13 protein-coding genes are annotated in these 14,823 nt (G+C 62.2%); 6 read left to right on the top strand and 7 right to left on the bottom strand.

All coding sequences use genetic code 11. The features are described 5' to 3' along the window. The first annotated feature begins 136 nt into the window (after window positions 1-136). Genes NVV94_RS23130 through NVV94_RS23120 form a run of 3 tightly spaced genes read left to right on the top strand, consistent with a single transcriptional unit; the run spans window position 137 to window position 2,954 of the window. The gene (locus NVV94_RS23130) at window positions 137-1,186 is read left to right on the top strand and encodes a Gfo/Idh/MocA family protein (RefSeq protein ID WP_258444652.1); all 1,050 of its coding nucleotides are present in this window, start codon (window positions 137-139) and stop codon (window positions 1,184-1,186) included. Window positions 1,187-1,228: 42 nt separating this feature from the next. Next, complete coding sequence (locus tag NVV94_RS23125) at window positions 1,229-2,044, top strand: sugar phosphate isomerase/epimerase (protein ID WP_258444651.1); 816 nt, start codon at window positions 1,229-1,231, stop codon at window positions 2,042-2,044. 22 nt (window positions 2,045-2,066) lie between these two features. Continuing rightward, window positions 2,067-2,954, top strand: a complete 888-nt coding sequence (locus NVV94_RS23120; protein WP_258444650.1) for a DMT family transporter — start codon at window positions 2,067-2,069, stop codon at window positions 2,952-2,954. Window positions 2,955-3,086: 132 nt separating this feature from the next. Here NVV94_RS23120 and NVV94_RS23115 read toward each other — a convergent pair whose 3' ends face one another. Then, window positions 3,087-4,424, bottom strand: coding sequence for an MFS transporter (locus NVV94_RS23115; RefSeq protein WP_258444649.1), 1,338 nt, complete (start codon window positions 4,422-4,424; stop codon window positions 3,087-3,089). 623 nt (window positions 4,425-5,047) lie between these two features. Here NVV94_RS23115 and quiC point away from each other — a divergent pair. Next, on the top strand, window positions 5,048-6,958 hold the full coding sequence (gene quiC / locus NVV94_RS23110) for a 3-dehydroshikimate dehydratase QuiC (RefSeq protein WP_258444648.1): 1,911 nt from the start codon (window positions 5,048-5,050) through the stop codon (window positions 6,956-6,958). 108 nt (window positions 6,959-7,066) lie between these two features. After that, window positions 7,067-7,735, top strand: a complete 669-nt coding sequence (locus NVV94_RS23105) for a TetR/AcrR family transcriptional regulator (protein WP_258444647.1) — start codon at window positions 7,067-7,069, stop codon at window positions 7,733-7,735. On the opposite strand, the gene NVV94_RS23100 is transcribed toward NVV94_RS23105, so the two are convergent. From NVV94_RS23100 to NVV94_RS23085, 4 genes are read right to left on the bottom strand one after another with little or no spacing between them, the layout of a single operon-like run. Then, window positions 7,677-9,413: an FAD-dependent oxidoreductase gene (locus NVV94_RS23100; RefSeq protein ID WP_258444646.1), complete on the bottom strand. Its 1,737-nt coding sequence runs from the start codon at window positions 9,411-9,413 to the stop codon at window positions 7,677-7,679. The two genes, NVV94_RS23105 and NVV94_RS23100, sit on opposite strands and share 59 nt — an antisense overlap. A 21-nt stretch (window positions 9,414-9,434) precedes the next feature. Next, complete coding sequence (locus tag NVV94_RS23095) at window positions 9,435-9,755, bottom strand: NIPSNAP family protein (protein WP_258444645.1); 321 nt, start codon at window positions 9,753-9,755, stop codon at window positions 9,435-9,437. Window positions 9,756-9,770: 15 nt separating this feature from the next. Further along, window positions 9,771-11,510: an FAD-dependent oxidoreductase gene (locus tag NVV94_RS23090; RefSeq protein ID WP_258444644.1), complete on the bottom strand. Its 1,740-nt coding sequence runs from the start codon at window positions 11,508-11,510 to the stop codon at window positions 9,771-9,773. Between the two features lie 19 nt (window positions 11,511-11,529). Further along, window positions 11,530-12,339, bottom strand: a complete 810-nt coding sequence (locus NVV94_RS23085; RefSeq protein ID WP_258444643.1) for a shikimate dehydrogenase — start codon at window positions 12,337-12,339, stop codon at window positions 11,530-11,532. Between the two features lie 149 nt (window positions 12,340-12,488). On the opposite strand from NVV94_RS23085, the gene NVV94_RS23080 reads away from it, so the two are divergent. Continuing rightward, window positions 12,489-13,256, top strand: a complete 768-nt coding sequence (locus tag NVV94_RS23080; RefSeq protein ID WP_258444642.1) for an IclR family transcriptional regulator C-terminal domain-containing protein — start codon at window positions 12,489-12,491, stop codon at window positions 13,254-13,256. Between the two features lie 19 nt (window positions 13,257-13,275). Here the strand turns inward: NVV94_RS23080 and NVV94_RS23075 are convergent, their stop codons facing one another. Both NVV94_RS23075 and aroQ read right to left on the bottom strand, forming a co-directional pair. After that, a complete protein-coding gene (locus NVV94_RS23075) occupies window positions 13,276-14,130 on the bottom strand; it encodes a shikimate dehydrogenase (protein ID WP_258444641.1) in 855 nt (284 codons plus the stop codon). Between the two features lie 5 nt (window positions 14,131-14,135). Next, window positions 14,136-14,582, bottom strand: a complete 447-nt coding sequence (gene aroQ / locus NVV94_RS23070) for a type II 3-dehydroquinate dehydratase (protein WP_258444640.1) — start codon at window positions 14,580-14,582, stop codon at window positions 14,136-14,138. Window positions 14,583-14,823: the final 241 nt, after the last annotated feature.

Genomic DNA, 14,823 nt, shown 5'->3' with positions numbered 1-14,823 from the left:
CCGTAAAGCGGTCGCACAAAAAAATGGCAACGCACAGCGTTGCCATTTTTTTTGCCCGCAAATTTCTTCTTGCAAGAAAGTGGAACTGAGTTCTAAATAAATCGGAGAAAACAACAACACCCAGAGGACTACCGCTTTGAACGTACCCCTTCGGATTGCCCTGATCGGCGCTGGCGTCATGGGGCGCCAGCATTACCAGCATTTGCGTGGCCTGGCCCAGGCGCAGCTTTGCGCCGTGGCCGACCCCGGCCCGCAGGCGGCGGCGTTCGCGGCCGAATGCGGCGTGCCGTTTTTTGCCGATCATCGGCAGATGCTCGAACAGGTCGAGCCTCAAGCGGTGATCGTCGCCAATCCGAACGCGCTGCACGTCACTACCGCGCTCGATTGCCTGGCAGCCGGTGTGCCGGTGCTGCTGGAAAAGCCGGTGGGTGTCCATCTGGATGAGGTGCGTGAGCTGGTAGCGGCCTCAACTGCTACGGGTGTTCCGGTGCTGGTCGGGCACCATCGGCGGCACAACCCGTTGATCGCTCGCGCCCACGAAATCGTCAGCAGCGGGGCGCTGGGCACGCTGACCAACGTCACTGCGCTATGGCAGTTGCGCAAACCCGACAGCTATTTCGACATTCCCTGGCGCCGCGAGGCGGGCGCTGGAATGCTGCTGACCAACCTGATCCATGACCTGGACTTGCTGCGTCACCTGTGTGGCGAAGTGCGTCAGGTCCAGGCCATCACCAGCAATGCCGTGCGCGGCTTCGGCAATGAGGACTGCGTCGCCGTGCTGTTGCAATTCGAAAACGGAGCGCTGGGCAGCCTGACCGGTTCCGACGCTGTGGCCGCGCCGTGGAGCTGGGAGCTGGGGTCTGGAGAAAACCCGGTCTATCCGCGCCAGGCCGACCAGCCTTGCTACCTGTTGGCGGGCACTGGTGGTGCCTTGAGCATTCCTCAGCTCAAGCGTTGGCACTATGCCGAAGCCGGGGCGGGCTGGCATGACCCATTGCTGCAGGTGCAGGAGTCGTTCAGTGCCGATGAGGCCTTGCGCCTGCAGTTGCTGCACTTCATCGAGGTCGCCCGCGGCCAGGCAGAGCCGCTGGTCAGTGCCGCCGACGCGGCGCGCACCCTGGCGTTGATCGAGGCCATTCGCGATGCCGCCGCCAGCGGTCGCGCCTGTGCACCGCAAACCATCTGATAACCCATGACAAGCGGCCGCAAGGCCGCTGAAGGAACATTCATGAGCCAACGCATCATATCCCTGGCAGCCCTGACCGTGCTGGAGCTGTCGCCCCCGGAAATGGTCGAGGTGGCCGCTCGCGCCGGCTATAGCCATGTGGGGTTGCGCCTGGAGCCGGCAACTCCTCAGGAAAAGCATTTCCCGCTGGTCAGCGATGCCGACCTGCGACGCCAGACGGTCGCCCGCTTGCGCGACACCGGCATCCAGGTATTTGACGTCGAGATCCTGCGGCTGAAGCCGGAAACGCGCGTCAGCGATTTCGCAGCGATCCTGGCGGTCGGTGCCGAGTTTGGCGCGAGCGAGTTGCTGGTGGCTGGAAACGATCCTGATGAACAACGCCTGACAGAAAACTTCGCGGCCTTGTGCGATCTGTCTGCGCAGTACGGCTTGCACCCGCACCTGGAGTTCATGCCCTGGACTGACGCCAGGGACCTGGTGCAGGCCATGCGTATCGTCGAAAACGCCGGGCGAGAGAATGGCTGCGTGTTGGTCGATGCCTTCCATTTCAATCGTTCGGGATCGCGCCTGGAAGATTTGCGCCGATTGCCCGCGTCACGCACGCACTACGTGCAATTGTGCGACGTGGCCGGCCCGCGTCCGGATGACATGGATGAAATCCTTCGCCAGGCCCGCAATGAGCGGCGCTTCCCCGGTGACGGCGATTGCGATTTGCTGGGGCTGTTGCGCAACCTGCCGGCCGACTTGCCATTGAGCCTGGAAATCCCAACCCTGGGCTTGCTCGAGCAGGGTGTCAGCGCCCTGGAGCGTGCACAACTGGCCATCGACAAGACCTGGGCGCTGTTGACCCATCTCTAATCCCTTCTGCTCAGAGTTACCGATGACCACTTCCAGCACATCGCTCGCCGGTGTCAGCCAACCGTTCAAGGGCATTGTGTTGGTCGTGGCCGCGACCTTCCTGTTCTCCAGTCACGATGCGCTGTCGAAATACCTCACGGGTTTCTATCCCGTCATGATGGTGGTCTGGGCCCGTTATGTGGCGCACACCCTGTTGATGATGGGGATCTTCCTGCCGCAATCGGGCCTGCGTGTTCTGCGCACTCGAAAGCCTCTGCTGCAGGCCTTGCGCGCCCTGTGCCTGCTCGGCACCAGCCTGTTGTTCATCAGCGGCTTGCAGTTCATCCCGCTGGCCGAAGCGACGGCGGTCAACTTCCTTGCCCCCTTGCTGGTGACGGCGTTGTCGGTGCCCCTGTTGGGCGAACAGGTCACGCGAGGGCAATGGCTGGCGGTGTTGACGGGTTTTGTCGGAGTGGTGGTGATCGTGCATCCGGGCGGCGAATTATTCACACCTGCGGTGTTGTTGCCGTTCGGCTCCGCGCTGTGTTTTTGTTTCTATCAGATCCTCACCCGCAAGCTGAGTGAGGTCGACAGTCCGACCACCAGTAACTTTTTCGCCGGGTTGTTCAATACCGTGGTGATGAGTGCGCTGGTGCCGTTCTTCTGGCAGGTGCCGAGTTTGTTCCATGGGGCGTTGATGCTGGCGCTGGGCGCTTGCGGCATGCTGGCGCACCTGTTCCTGACCCAGGCCTTCCGGCATGCACCACCGGCCTTGTTGGCGCCGTTCGGCTATTGCCAGATTGTCTTCGCCGGGCTGTTGGGCTTCTTGCTCTTTTCCCATGCCCCGGATCTCACCACGCAGATCGGTATTGCGGTGATCTGCCTCAGTGGGCTGGCGGCAGTCTGGTTACAACGCAGCCGCATTGAATGAAGGTCCTACGGCCCTTAGCGCAGCCATGCGGCAGCGGCTACATGAGATCGGCTTTACTCGATCGGTGTAGCCGCTGCCGCAGGCTGTCGCAATGGCGCACCAGCTCGAGCGCGTAGCGCTCGCAATCAGAGATCAATCCTCGATACGCGGAACCTTGCGTGGCGCCATGAAGTACATCCACAACAGGGCAATGAAGTACATGGCCGGGATCATGGTGAATAACAGCGTGTAGTTGTTGTTGGTGGTGGTCAGGATGTAGCCGACCACCTGGGTCATGAACATCCCGCCGATGGCGGCGCACATGCCGCCGAAGCCGAACACCGTGCTCATCAGGTGCTTGGGCGTGTAGTCCATCACCAGGCTCCAGATGTTTGCAGTCCAGGCCTGGTGCGCAGCGATGGCCAGGGAGATTGCCAGTACCGCGACCCACAGGCTGCTGGCGCCCGCGGCGAAGATGACACTGACGATGGTGGCAGCGAACAACAGCATCGACAACAGGCGTGCCTTGACCGGCGCCATGCCGCGGCCAATCAGGAACGAGGAGAGGATGCCGCCGCCGACGCTGCCGAAGTCGGCGCTCAGGTAGATGATGATCAGCGGGATACCCATCTGGGTCACGTTGATGCCCAGGTTGTATTGCTGGTTCAGGAACGGCGGCAGCCAGTACAGGTAGAACCAGAACACGGGCGCCGTGATCGAGTAGGCCAGGGCGAAGGCCCAGGTGCCGCGCATGCGCAGTATGCGCGAGAAAGGTACGCGGGTTTGCTCTGGCTCGACTTCTTTCTGGATGTAGTCCAGCTCGGCCTTGTTCACGCTCGGGTGGTCTTCGGGGTTGAAGTACTTCAAGCCCCAAAAAGTTACCCAGATCAGGCCCAGGCAGCCCATGGCGACAAACGCGGCCTGCCAGCCCCAGACAGTAAGAATCAGCGGCAGCAGCATTGGCGTGAGCATGGCACCGACGTTGGTCCCGGCGTTGAAGATGCCGGTTGCGACAGCGCGTTCGCCAGCGGGGAACCACAGCCGGGTGGTCTTGATGCAAGCCGGGTAGTTGGCCGCTTCGGTCAGGCCCAGAATGAACCGGCAAACCATGAAGCCGACCGCCGAAGTTGCCAGGCCGTGGGCACCGGTGGCCAGGCTCCAGAGCAGTACGGCGCAGAAGAACACGCGCTTGACCCCGACCCGGTCGATCAGCCGGCCTTGCAGTACGAAGCCGATCGCGTAGCCGACCTGGAACCAGAAGTTGATGTTGGCGTAATCCATCGCCGTCCAGCTCAACTCCTTGGCGAGGATCGGCTGCATCACGCCAAGGGCGGCGCGGTCGATGTAGTTCAGGGTCGTGGCGAAGAACACCAGGGCGAGCATTGCCCAACGGGTCTTGCCGACCGCCATGGCACCACGGATCTGGTCTCCGATACCGGCGTGAGGGTTAACCATGTTCGGCGCCTGGGAGGAGCTTTGAGTATGGATCATTTTATTGTGGCCATCCGTTTCATGACGCTGGAATCGACCCAGCTATCGGACTTCGACTGGTCTGGAGCCAAACCCTTTCTGCACATTTGCGGGTGCAGGAACTGACTGACCACGCTGCATCGTGCAGGCGGATACGGCAATTCAGAAAGAGGCAGGGATTGGTTCGCTGACCGGGAATCGTCGTTTCCGGCCAAGGCCTGGAAGACGACGTGAACCCTACGTGTTCAGCGGTGCAATGCCATTTGGCCCAGTAGGCGTCGATGGGGGATGCAAGTGCGCATGGCGGACGCACGCAAGGGGAGCGAGCAGGGAGGCGAAGCGTTGAATGTATGCATGAGCGTTTACCCGAATTTTTATGTTTATGGTGGTGCCTGGGTTTGGTGACGCTGGGTTACAGCAGTTTCGGTCCTGGCATTTTTCGCGGGGCTTGTGGCCCTTTGAGCGAATGCCCTGTGGGTGAAGATGTTGCGCATTGATCGAAAAAGCGTCAATTCGCTGAATGGTATTCTGGTCGATAATCGCACACAAAACTAACTAGTTCGTACGCTTTGAGTTGAGGTATAGAATCACCCCACCAATAATCCTCCTACCTGGGCTGCGCCTACGCCTACTGGAGCCATGACATGCAGCGTTCGATTGCCACCGTCTCGTTGAGCGGTACTCTGCCGGAAAAACTCGAAGCCATTGCCGCCGCGGGTTTCGACGGTGTCGAGATCTTCGAAAACGACCTTCTCTACTACGATGGAAGCCCGCGCGAGATCCGCCAGATGTGCGCCGACCTCGGCATCGCAATCACGCTGTTCCAGCCGTTTCGTGATTTCGAGGGCTGCCCGCGTGACCGTCTGTCGCGCAACCTGGAACGCGCCGAACGCAAATTCGACCTGATGCAGGAGCTTGGTACCGACCTGGTGCTGGTGTGCAGCAACGTGGCCGCCGACTCGCTGGGAGAGCGCCAGATCCTCGTCGACGATCTCCATCTGCTGGCCGAGCGCGCCGGTGCTCGTGGGTTGCGGATCGGTTACGAAGCACTGGCCTGGGGCCGGCACGTCAATACCTATCAGCAGGTCTGGGACATCGTCCGGCAAGCCGACCATCCCCATCTCGGGATGATCCTGGACAGCTTCCATACCTTGTCGCTCAAGGGTGACCCCAGCGCGATCCGCGAGATCCCCGGCGACAAGATTTTCTTCGTGCAGATGGCTGACGCGCCGATCCTGGCCATGGATGTGCTGGAGTGGAGCCGGCATTTCCGCTGCTTCCCGGGCCAGGGCGAATTCGATCTGCCGGGCTTTCTCGCGCCGATCATCGAGACCGGTTACAACGGCCCGCTGTCGCTGGAAATCTTCAACGACGGGTTCCGCGCCGCGCCGCCACGGGCCAATGCCGCTGACGGCCTGCGCTCCTTGCTGTACCTGGAGGAAAAGACCCGGCAACTGCTCGAGCAGCGGGCCCAACCTGCGACGCTGCTGGGCAACCTGTTCGCGCCACCTGCGGCCAGCAGTTACGACGGTGTCGAGTTCCTCGAGTTCGCCGTGGATGAATCGTTGGGTGCCAAGCTCGGCGCCTGGCTGGAGCGCCTGGGTTTCGTCAAGGCCGGGCAACACCGCTCCAAGAGCGTCAGCCTGCTGCGCCAGGGCGATATCAACCTGATCCTCAATTCCGAACCCTATTCTTTTGCCCACAACTTCTTCGAAGCCCACGGCCCGTCGCTGTGTGCGACGGCGATCCGGGTCAAGGACAGTGCCCAGGCGCTGGAGCGGGCGGTGGCTTACCATGGCCAACCGTACCGTGGCCTGGTCGGGCCCAACGAGCGTGAGTTGGCGGCGGTGCGCGCACCCGATGGCAGCCTGATCTACCTTGTGGATCAGGATGCCGAAGGCCGGACCATCTATGACACCGACTTCAGCCTGGCACAGTTGCCGGCAAGCCCGGTCGGCCTCAAGCGTATCGACCACATGGCCATGGCGCTGCCTCCCGACAGCCTCGACAGTTGGGTGCTGTTCTACAAGAGCCTGCTGGATTTCAAGGCCGACGACGAAGTGGTGCTGCCGGACCCTTATGGCCTGGTCAAGAGTCGCGCCCTGCGCAGTCGCTGCAGCTCGATCCGCTTGCCGCTGAACATCTCGGAGAACCGCAACACGGCGATCTCCCATGCCTTGTCCAGTTACCGCGGTTCGGGGGTGCACCACATCGCCTTCGACTGCGACGACATCTTTACTGCCGTCAAGCAGGCCAAGGAGGCGGGTCTGGCCTTGCTCGATATTCCGCTGAACTATTACGACGATCTGGCGGCCCGCTTTGATTTCGACGATGAGTTTCTCAGCGAGCTGGCCTATTACAATGTGCTGTACGACCGTGATGCCCAGGGCGGCGAGTTGTTCCACGTCTATACCGAGGCCTTCGAAGAGCGCTTCTTCTTTGAAGTGCTGCAACGGCGCAATGGCTATGCCGGCTACGGTGCGGCCAACGTTGCAGTGCGCCTGGCGGCCATGGCCAAGGCCCGTAGCGGTGGCCTGCGTCACGCGAAACTGTAGGGATCTGCATGGAAATCGAGGCGCCTGGGGCTTATCTTGCTCCAGGCTTCCTTCGCTACGCCATCGGGCCCATAATTGCCGCTGATTATCGATGGCCGTGAGTCCAGTATGACGACAACTCCAGCACTCTCTGTCGAGCCTGCCGAGGCACCGCGCAAGAGCCGCAAGAACAATCCGGAAAAAACCCGCGAGAATATTCTCCAGGCGGCCATCACCGAGTTCGTCCAGCAGGGGCTGGCCGGTGCGCGGGTGGATGCGATCGCTGAGCGCACGCATACCTCCAAGCGCATGATCTATTACTACTTCGGGAGCAAGGAGCAGCTGTACGTCGAGGTGCTGGAAAAACTCTACGGCGACATCCGTCGCACCGAAGGCAACCTGCACCTGGCCGAGCTCGAGCCGCGCGAAGGCATGCGTCGGCTGGTCGAATTCACTTTCGATCACCATGACCGCAACGTCGATTTCGTGCGCATCGTCTGCAACGAAAACCTGCACAACGGCGAATTCATCAAGCAGTCCACGGCGATTCGCTCGATGAACAAGACCGTGCTCAATGCCCTCGATGAAATCCTTGCGCGCGGTGCCGAGCAGGGTGTTTTCCGTTCCGGGCTCAATGCGCTGGATGTGCACCTGCTGATCAGCTCCTTCTGCTTCTACCGGGTTTCGAACCGACACACCTTCGGCGAGATCTTCCAGCTGGATTTCCTCGACGACGAAATCAAGCAGCGGCATCGCGAGATGATCTGCGACTCGGTGCTGCGCTACCTGCAGGCATAGCCTCGGCCAGGGTCAACCCGGCGATATAGCCAAAGGTCAGGGCCGGCCCCAGGGTGATTCCGCCGCTGGGGTAATGCCCGCCGAAAACGCTGGCCATGTCATTGCCGACCGCGAACAGGCCGGGAATGGGCGTGGCCTGGGCATCGAGCACGCGGGCGCAGGCATCGGTCCGGAGCCCGGCGAACGTGCCGAGGCTGCCAGCCACCAGTTTTACCGCATAGAAAGGTCCTTGCTCGAGCGTCCCCAGTGAAGGGTTCGGCCCGTGCAGTGCTTCGCCCTGGGCCTTGTTGTAGGCTGAGGCGCCGCGTTGGAATTGCGGGTCTCGACCTTGGCTGGCCTGGGCGTTGAATTGCGCAACCGTCTCCTCCAGTTGCGCGCCGTCCAGGCTGCAGTGGCGGGCCAGTTCGCTCAAGGTCTGCCCGCGGTGGAGATAGCCCTTGCGCCGGTAGGGCGCGGTCGGGAATGGAAACGGCTTCGCCCAGCCGAGTCCATAATGCCGCTGCGTCGGGTGATCGCAAATCAGCCAGGCGGCCACTTCTTCGCCGGCTGGCGTGGCCTTGAACAGTGCATTCATGAAGTCGTGATAGGAGTCGGCCTCGTTGACGAAGCGGCGGCCATCGCGGCGTACGGCAATGAAGCCCGGTTTGGCCCGGTCGAGCAGGTGTGGGAAAGCACTGAAGCTGCCGTCCGCGCGCGGTACCCGCGACACCGGGGCCCAGGCGGCGGGATGGGCCAGGTCGGCGCTGATCTGGCCGCCGACCTGCTCGCCCAGGCGCAGGCCATCGCCGGTGTTGTTCAAGGGCGCGGCCGAGAGGTGTTCGGGGTGCTTGAACAATTGCCCGATACGCGCCTGATCATGAGGAAAGCCTCCGGCGGCCAGTACCACGCCCTGGCGGGCGTGGATCAGTAAACTGCCGTTGGCGGTCTGTAGCTCGGCGCCGATGACGTTCTGGCCATCGCGCACCAGGTTTGCGACCGGGGAATCGGTGAGAATCTGTACCTTGAGGTCCAGCGCGCTGCGCAACAACCGGGCGACCAGTGCATTGCCATTGACCAAGTGCAACCCGCGGCCATGCACCAGGCGGTCACGCCAGTGTCGAAGCAGGCGCAGGCCTGCATGCAGTGCCGAGCGCAAAGAGCGCCGGGCGTTGAAAAAATGCGCCAGGTCGGCACCACCGGCAATGCCCATGCCGCCCAGGCTGATCAAGTCCAGCGGCGGGCGCAAGCGTTTGATCCAGGCGCCGAGACGGCGACCGTCATAGGGCTGGGCACAGAGCGAGCGGCCACCGCGAACAGCGCCGGGCCCATCGTGCATGTCCGGCATGCGGCTGCCGGAATAGAAGGCCAGTTCGGTGTTTTGCTGGAAGAACTCGACCATCTGCGGGCCGTGTTGCAGGTAGGCCCGCACGCGTTCATCCAGCTCGGGGTTGTGCAGCTCATGTTGCAGGTAGCGTTCGGGTGCGCCGTTGACTTCCGACTGACTTTCAGCGATCGCCAGTGGATTGCCCGGCACCCACAGCCAGCCACCGGACCAGGCACTGGTACCGCCAAGCTGGCTGTGCTTTTCGGCGACGATGACCTTCAGGCCATGGTGCGCAGCCGTCACCGCCGTGGCCAGGCCCGCGGCACCTGAGCCGATGACCAGCACGTCGCAGTCGATGCGCTCGGGTGTGTTCATGGATGGTTCTCCGAAGTGAGGCTACTTGAGCGGTGAAAACCCGGTAGGCCGCATCATCCGCGACTCCAGTCGAACCACCGCATCGAGCTCCTTGTTCTTGCGACTGAACTCGGCCCAGCGACTGTCTGCCGCCATGCTCGCACGGCGGGCCATGCGTTCATCCAGGCTTTCATAGGCCCAGATATGCACCACCTGGTTGGCTTCGCCGAATTCAGTGGTGAAGAACCCCACCAGTTTTCCCAGATGCTCGGTCTGCACTGCCAGGGCGTCGCTCTGATACAACGCCAGCCAGTCAGCCAGCCGGGTGGGCTTGATGGTGTAGGTACGCAGTTCATAGAACATGAGTTGAATCTCCAGTCAGTGACTTGCGCCGGTGCGGATGCATTCGGCGATGTGGGTGGCGGCGATATAGCCAAAGGTCAGGCCCGGGCCGATGGTGATGCCGGGGCCGGGATAGGTGCCGTCCATGATCGAATTCATGTCGTTGCCGGCGGCGTACAGGCCCGTGATCGGTAGGCCCTGACGATCGAGTACATTGGCGTTGGCGTTTGTCACCAGGCCGCGCGCCGAACCGAGGTCGCCGGTGGCGATGCGGATCGCATACCAGGGCGCCTTGGTCAGTGGCGCGAGGCAGGGGTTGGGCTGATGATGGGGATCGCCCAACGATTGGTTGTAGCTGTTCGAACCCTTGCCGAATGCCGAATCGACACCCCTGAGTGCGTCGGTGTTGTGCCGCACGAGGGTCTCGACCAGGCCATTGGGGTCGATACCCAACTGGCGGGCCAGTTGTTCCGGTGTATCGGCGCGGTGCAGGTAGCCCGCCTCGATCAGGTTCGAGTTATCCACCGGTTTGGGGCGTGCCAGGCCCAGGCCATAGCTGTTCAGCGCCTGGGCATCGGCAATCAGCCAGCAGGGTGCGTTGGCGCCGCCTTCCTGCTGCATGGCCTGGACGAAACAGTGGTAGGAGTTGGCCTCATTGACGAAGCGTTGTCCGGTGCGATTGACCGCAATGATGCCCGGCTTGGCGCGGTCGGTGACCAGATGGGGAAAACGCTCCATCTCGCCATTGGGGCGGCGAACCTGGGATACCGGAGCCCAGAAGAAATTGGCTGCCAACCCTTCGCCGACCGCAGCCTGCGCCTGCTCGGCAAGCTTCAGGGCATCACCCGTGTTGGTTGCCGGTGACATGCTCAGGTGTTCGCTGCCGGTGTCGGGCCGCTGGCTGGCAGCAACTTCGCCTGCCGCAAAACCGCCGGTGGCACAGATCACGCCGCCGCGAGCCTGTACCCGCAGGCGCTGGCCATTGCGGGTAATCACCAGGCCGGTGACCCGACCCTGTTCGATCACCAGCGCTTCGCTCTGGCTGTCGAGCCACAGTTCGACGCCCTTGGCAAAGGCTGTCGTCGCCAGTCGGGCGATCAGGGCATTGCCGACGGTCAGGCGAGTGCCACGCTCATGACTGATGCGGTCACGGCCATAGCGGGCCATCAGCTTGAGGCAGTGCCAGAGTGATTTCGCGGAACGCTTGAAACTGAGAAAGTGCTGGATATCGACGCGATTGACCATCATGCCGCCGAACAACAACATGCCTTCGGGCGGCTTGCGCAGATGCTTGAAATGGCGCCCGAGACGACGACCGTCATATTCGACCATCTCCAGCGCCCGGCCTCTGTCGGTAGCGCCTTCTTCCTGCGGGTAGTAGTCGGGCGAGAAGGGCCGTAGCACATAAGCCAGTTCGCTGTTCTGCTCGAGAAAGCGCAAGGCTTCGCTGCCGCGCTCGATATAGGCGTCGATCAACTCGGCGTTGAAGCCGGCACCGATGGTTTTTTGCAGGTAAGTGCGTACTGCGGCGCGGCTGTCTTCGATGCCGGCGGCTCGGGCCTGGTCGCTGCCATGGATCCAGATGGCGCCGCCGGAAACCGCCGAAGTACCGCCAAAGGTTGCGGCCTTCTCGACCAGCAATACCTTCAGGCCACGGCAGGCAGCGGTAGTCGCGGCAGCAAAGCCGGCGGCCCCGCTGCCGAGTACGACTACGTCATGGTGGTGGGTCCAGGCTTGCGCCTGGTTGTGCTCAGCGGGATGAGTCAATGCGTTCATGCTGTTGCCCCTTGTGCGCTCAAGCGTCCACCGGCATGACGCCCATGAAGGCGCCCAGATTGCCCATCTGCGCCCGGGCCATTTCCGGGCCGGTCTGGATGCAGCAGCCGCGTTCGCGGGCCAGTGCCAGCAGGGGAGTGATGACCGGCTGAGTCACCACATCGGCGACCAGCGCTGCACTATTCAGGCTTTCCAGCAGGGTGACCGGGACCGGCAGTTCACCGCTGTCACCCATGCCCACCGGCGAGGCGTTGACCAGCAGGTCGACCTCGGACAAATCCTCGACCCCATAACCAATGTCGAGCGCAGGAAAGGCGCGCTTGAGCAGATCGCCCAGCGCCTGGGCCTGGGCGGGACGGACATCGGCGACCGTCAGGCGGCGTACGCCAGCTTCAGCAAGGGCATAGGCGATGGCCGCCCCGACGCCGCCGGATCCCAGCACCAGTGCCTGCTTGCCGGCAGGCTGGAAGCCGTGGGCACGGGCGGCCTTGAGGAAGCCTGCGCCATCGACGTTGTCGCCAATCAGGCGGCCATTGGCTTCGCGGCGGATCACATTGACCGAGCGCAGCGCCGCAGCCCGTTCACTCAACTCGTCGAGCAATGGCACCAGGCTTTGCTTGTAGGGGACGGTCACTACACAACCGCGCAGGTTGTTCCAGCCACGCAGGGACGCGATGAAGCCTGCAAGCGCCGGTTCGCTCATGTCGATGGCGAGCATGGCCAGATCGGCATCGTGGGCCGCAAACCAGCTATTGAAGTTTTCCGGGGATTTTACCTGGGCAATGGGTGAGCCCAGGATCGCCACTAATTCAGTCGAGCCGCGGATCATGATGATCTCCTGACCTGGTTGGAGTTGTTGTGGCTCCATCTTGCGAGGCGGTCGGGAGAGCAACAATGCGGCTGTCGGCGCTTTTGCTTGTTAATCGCAGTGCTACTGCGATAATCGCACTAATTGGCTGATTTCGTTGGCGCCCGAACATGAAAGATCCCGTTATTCATCCCCGTGACCTGATCGTCGGCTTGCAGAAGGGCCTGGGCCTGATGCAGCTGTTCAGCGAAGAAACCCCGCGCCTGAGCGTGCCGCAGGCAGCGCGCATGGCCGGGCTGACCCAAAGCGCGGCGCGGCGCTTTTTGCTGACGCTGGTGCATGAACGGTTTGTCGAGACGGACGGACGCCAGTACTGGCTGACAGCCAAGGCCCTGCGCATCGGCCAGGCTTATGTGGATTCGGCGCAGCTTCCGCGCATGCTCCGGCCGATTGTCGAGCAGGTGGCGCGGACCACTCAGGAGCATGTGTCGGTGGGGGTGCGGGACGGTGATGACATCATCCACGTGGTGCGCAGTCGCTACAGCCACATCTCCTCGATGTCGATCCGGCCCGGTTCGCGGGTGCCGATGTACTGCACCGCCAGCGGGCGCATCTGGCTGTCGATACTGGCCGAGGAAGAACTCGCGCAGTATTTTGCCCGGGTCCAGCCTCGGGAACTGACACCCTACACACTGACCTCGCTGGACGACATCAACGCAGAGTTGCGCAAGGTCGCCCTGCAAGGATTTTCAGTGGTGGATCAGGAATATGAAATTGGCATGCGGGTGCTCGGCGTCCCCCTGCGTGATCGCAAGGGCGAGCTCAAGGCGGCGCTTTCGCTCACCACCCATGCCTCGCGCATGACGGTCGAGGCCATGCAGCAGCGGTATTTGCCTGCGCTGTATGAAGCGCAGGCAATGCTCAAGCCGATCATCTAGTAATCGGCGCGTCCGGGGATCAGCCGTCGAGGCTGTTGAAATGCTCGATCATGCGCTGGGCGTTGGCGCTCTGGCCACTGAACAGCTCGAAGGCCTTCACGGCCTGGAAGACCGCCATGGTTCCGCCGTTCAGGGTACGGCAACCCAAGGCACTGGCTTCGCGCAGCAATTCGGTTTCCAGCGGAAAGTAGACGATTTCGGCAACCCAGAGCGCTGGGCGCAGTAACTCCTTTGGCACCGGCATGCCAGGCAGTTTGGCCATGCCCATGGGGGTGGTGTTGACCAGGCCGTCAGCGGCTTGCAGCGTACTGGCCAGATCACTGCCAACCCGCGCCCGGCCACCTTCGAAGTGCTGGTTGAGATTGTCGGCCAAGGCCTGGGCGCGGCTCGTATCCACATCGAAAATGCTCAGCTGGCCCACGCCTTCGCTCAACAGCGCGTGAGCGACCGCAGCACCGGCGCCGCCTGCACCCATCTGCACCACGCGCTCACGGGGGACGTCGGCCAGGCCCCGGCGAAAGCCCTCGGCAAAACCCAGGCAGTCGGTGTTGTGGCCGACGCGTTTACCGTCCTTGAGCACCACGGTGTTCACCGCACCGATGCCGCGGGCTTCCGGGGATAAATCGTCGAGCAGGGGGATGATCGCCTGCTTGCACGGGAAGGTGATGTTAAGCCCTGTGAAGCTCATGCGCTCGGCGGCCGTCAGCAGTTCTTCCAGGGCATTGCAGTCGAGTTTCAATTGATCCAGGTCGATCAGCCGATACACATAGCCCATCCCCTGCGCCGCGCCTTCGCGCTCATGCAGGGCAGGGGTGCGCGAGGCCTGGATACCGGCGCCGATCAGGCCGGCGAGAATGCTTGGTTGGGTAGCCATGTTCTTCACCCCTTGCCGTTCAACAGGTAACTGACGTGTTGCAAGGCCATGCGATAGCCCTGCACACCGAAGCCGCACAGCACCGCCACCGCGATGGCCGAGACAAAACTGTGATGGCGGAACGCCTCGCGGGCATGCACGTTGGAGATATGGACTTCAATTACCGGCAACTCGCTGGCCACCAGCGCGTCGCGAATGGCCACCGAGGTGTGGGTCCAGGCTGCGGGGTTGATCACGATCGCCGCACAACGGGTGCGGGCCTGATGAATCCAATCGATCAGTTCGCCTTCGTGGTTGGTCTGGCGAAACTCGAGCGTCAGTTCGAGTTCATCGGCAGTCTGGCGGCACAGGTTCGAGATATCGGCCAGGGTATCGTGACCGTAGGTGGTCGGTTCGCGGGTGCCGAGCATATTTAGGTTGGGGCCATTGAGGACCAGGACGGTACGACTCATCTGGAAAGCTCCGTTGTTGTTTTTGGGTAGACGGGGAGTCAGTCGAGATAAATTGTACTAACTGGTTAATCCAGTCAATCGAATGCAGAGGCTTGACGCATTTACTGTTCGCTTATCGGACAGAGATGCGGATGTGCTCGGGGCAGATTTGTATTGGGCTGATAGGGCCTCATCGCTGGCAAGGCTAGGCGCCCCCGCCGCTCCTACAGGAGTTGCGGTGAGCCCTTGTAGGAGCCGGCTT

This window comes from Pseudomonas sp. LS1212 (assembly GCF_024741815.1).
GTDB lineage: Bacteria > Pseudomonadota > Gammaproteobacteria > Pseudomonadales > Pseudomonadaceae > Aquipseudomonas.
The sequence above is the reverse complement of the archived record's forward strand: the minus strand, read 5'-3'. Positions and strand labels throughout refer to the sequence as shown.

Excerpts from the sequence above, each read along its gene's own strand:
- NVV94_RS23090 (WP_258444644.1), bottom strand. The coding sequence starts at position 11,510 with ATGAACGCATTGACTCATCCCGCTGAGCACAACCAGGCGCAAGCCTGG.
- NVV94_RS23120 (WP_258444650.1), top strand. The coding sequence starts at position 2,067 with ATGACCACTTCCAGCACATCGCTCGCCGGTGTCAGCCAACCGTTCAAG.
- NVV94_RS23125 (WP_258444651.1), top strand. The coding sequence starts at position 1,229 with ATGAGCCAACGCATCATATCCCTGGCAGCCCTGACCGTGCTGGAGCTG.
- NVV94_RS23105 (WP_258444647.1), top strand. The coding sequence starts at position 7,067 with ATGACGACAACTCCAGCACTCTCTGTCGAGCCTGCCGAGGCACCGCGC.
- quiC (WP_258444648.1), top strand. The coding sequence starts at position 5,048 with ATGCAGCGTTCGATTGCCACCGTCTCGTTGAGCGGTACTCTGCCGGAA.
- NVV94_RS23085 (WP_258444643.1), bottom strand. The coding sequence starts at position 12,339 with ATGATCCGCGGCTCGACTGAATTAGTGGCGATCCTGGGCTCACCCATT.
- NVV94_RS23095 (WP_258444645.1), bottom strand. The coding sequence starts at position 9,755 with ATGTTCTATGAACTGCGTACCTACACCATCAAGCCCACCCGGCTGGCT.
- aroQ (WP_258444640.1), bottom strand. The coding sequence starts at position 14,582 with ATGAGTCGTACCGTCCTGGTCCTCAATGGCCCCAACCTAAATATGCTC.
- NVV94_RS23115 (WP_258444649.1), bottom strand. The coding sequence starts at position 4,424 with ATGATCCATACTCAAAGCTCCTCCCAGGCGCCGAACATGGTTAACCCT.
- NVV94_RS23080 (WP_258444642.1), top strand. The coding sequence starts at position 12,489 with ATGAAAGATCCCGTTATTCATCCCCGTGACCTGATCGTCGGCTTGCAG.
- NVV94_RS23100 (WP_258444646.1), bottom strand. The coding sequence starts at position 9,413 with ATGAACACACCCGAGCGCATCGACTGCGACGTGCTGGTCATCGGCTCA.
- NVV94_RS23075 (WP_258444641.1), bottom strand. The coding sequence starts at position 14,130 with ATGGCTACCCAACCAAGCATTCTCGCCGGCCTGATCGGCGCCGGTATC.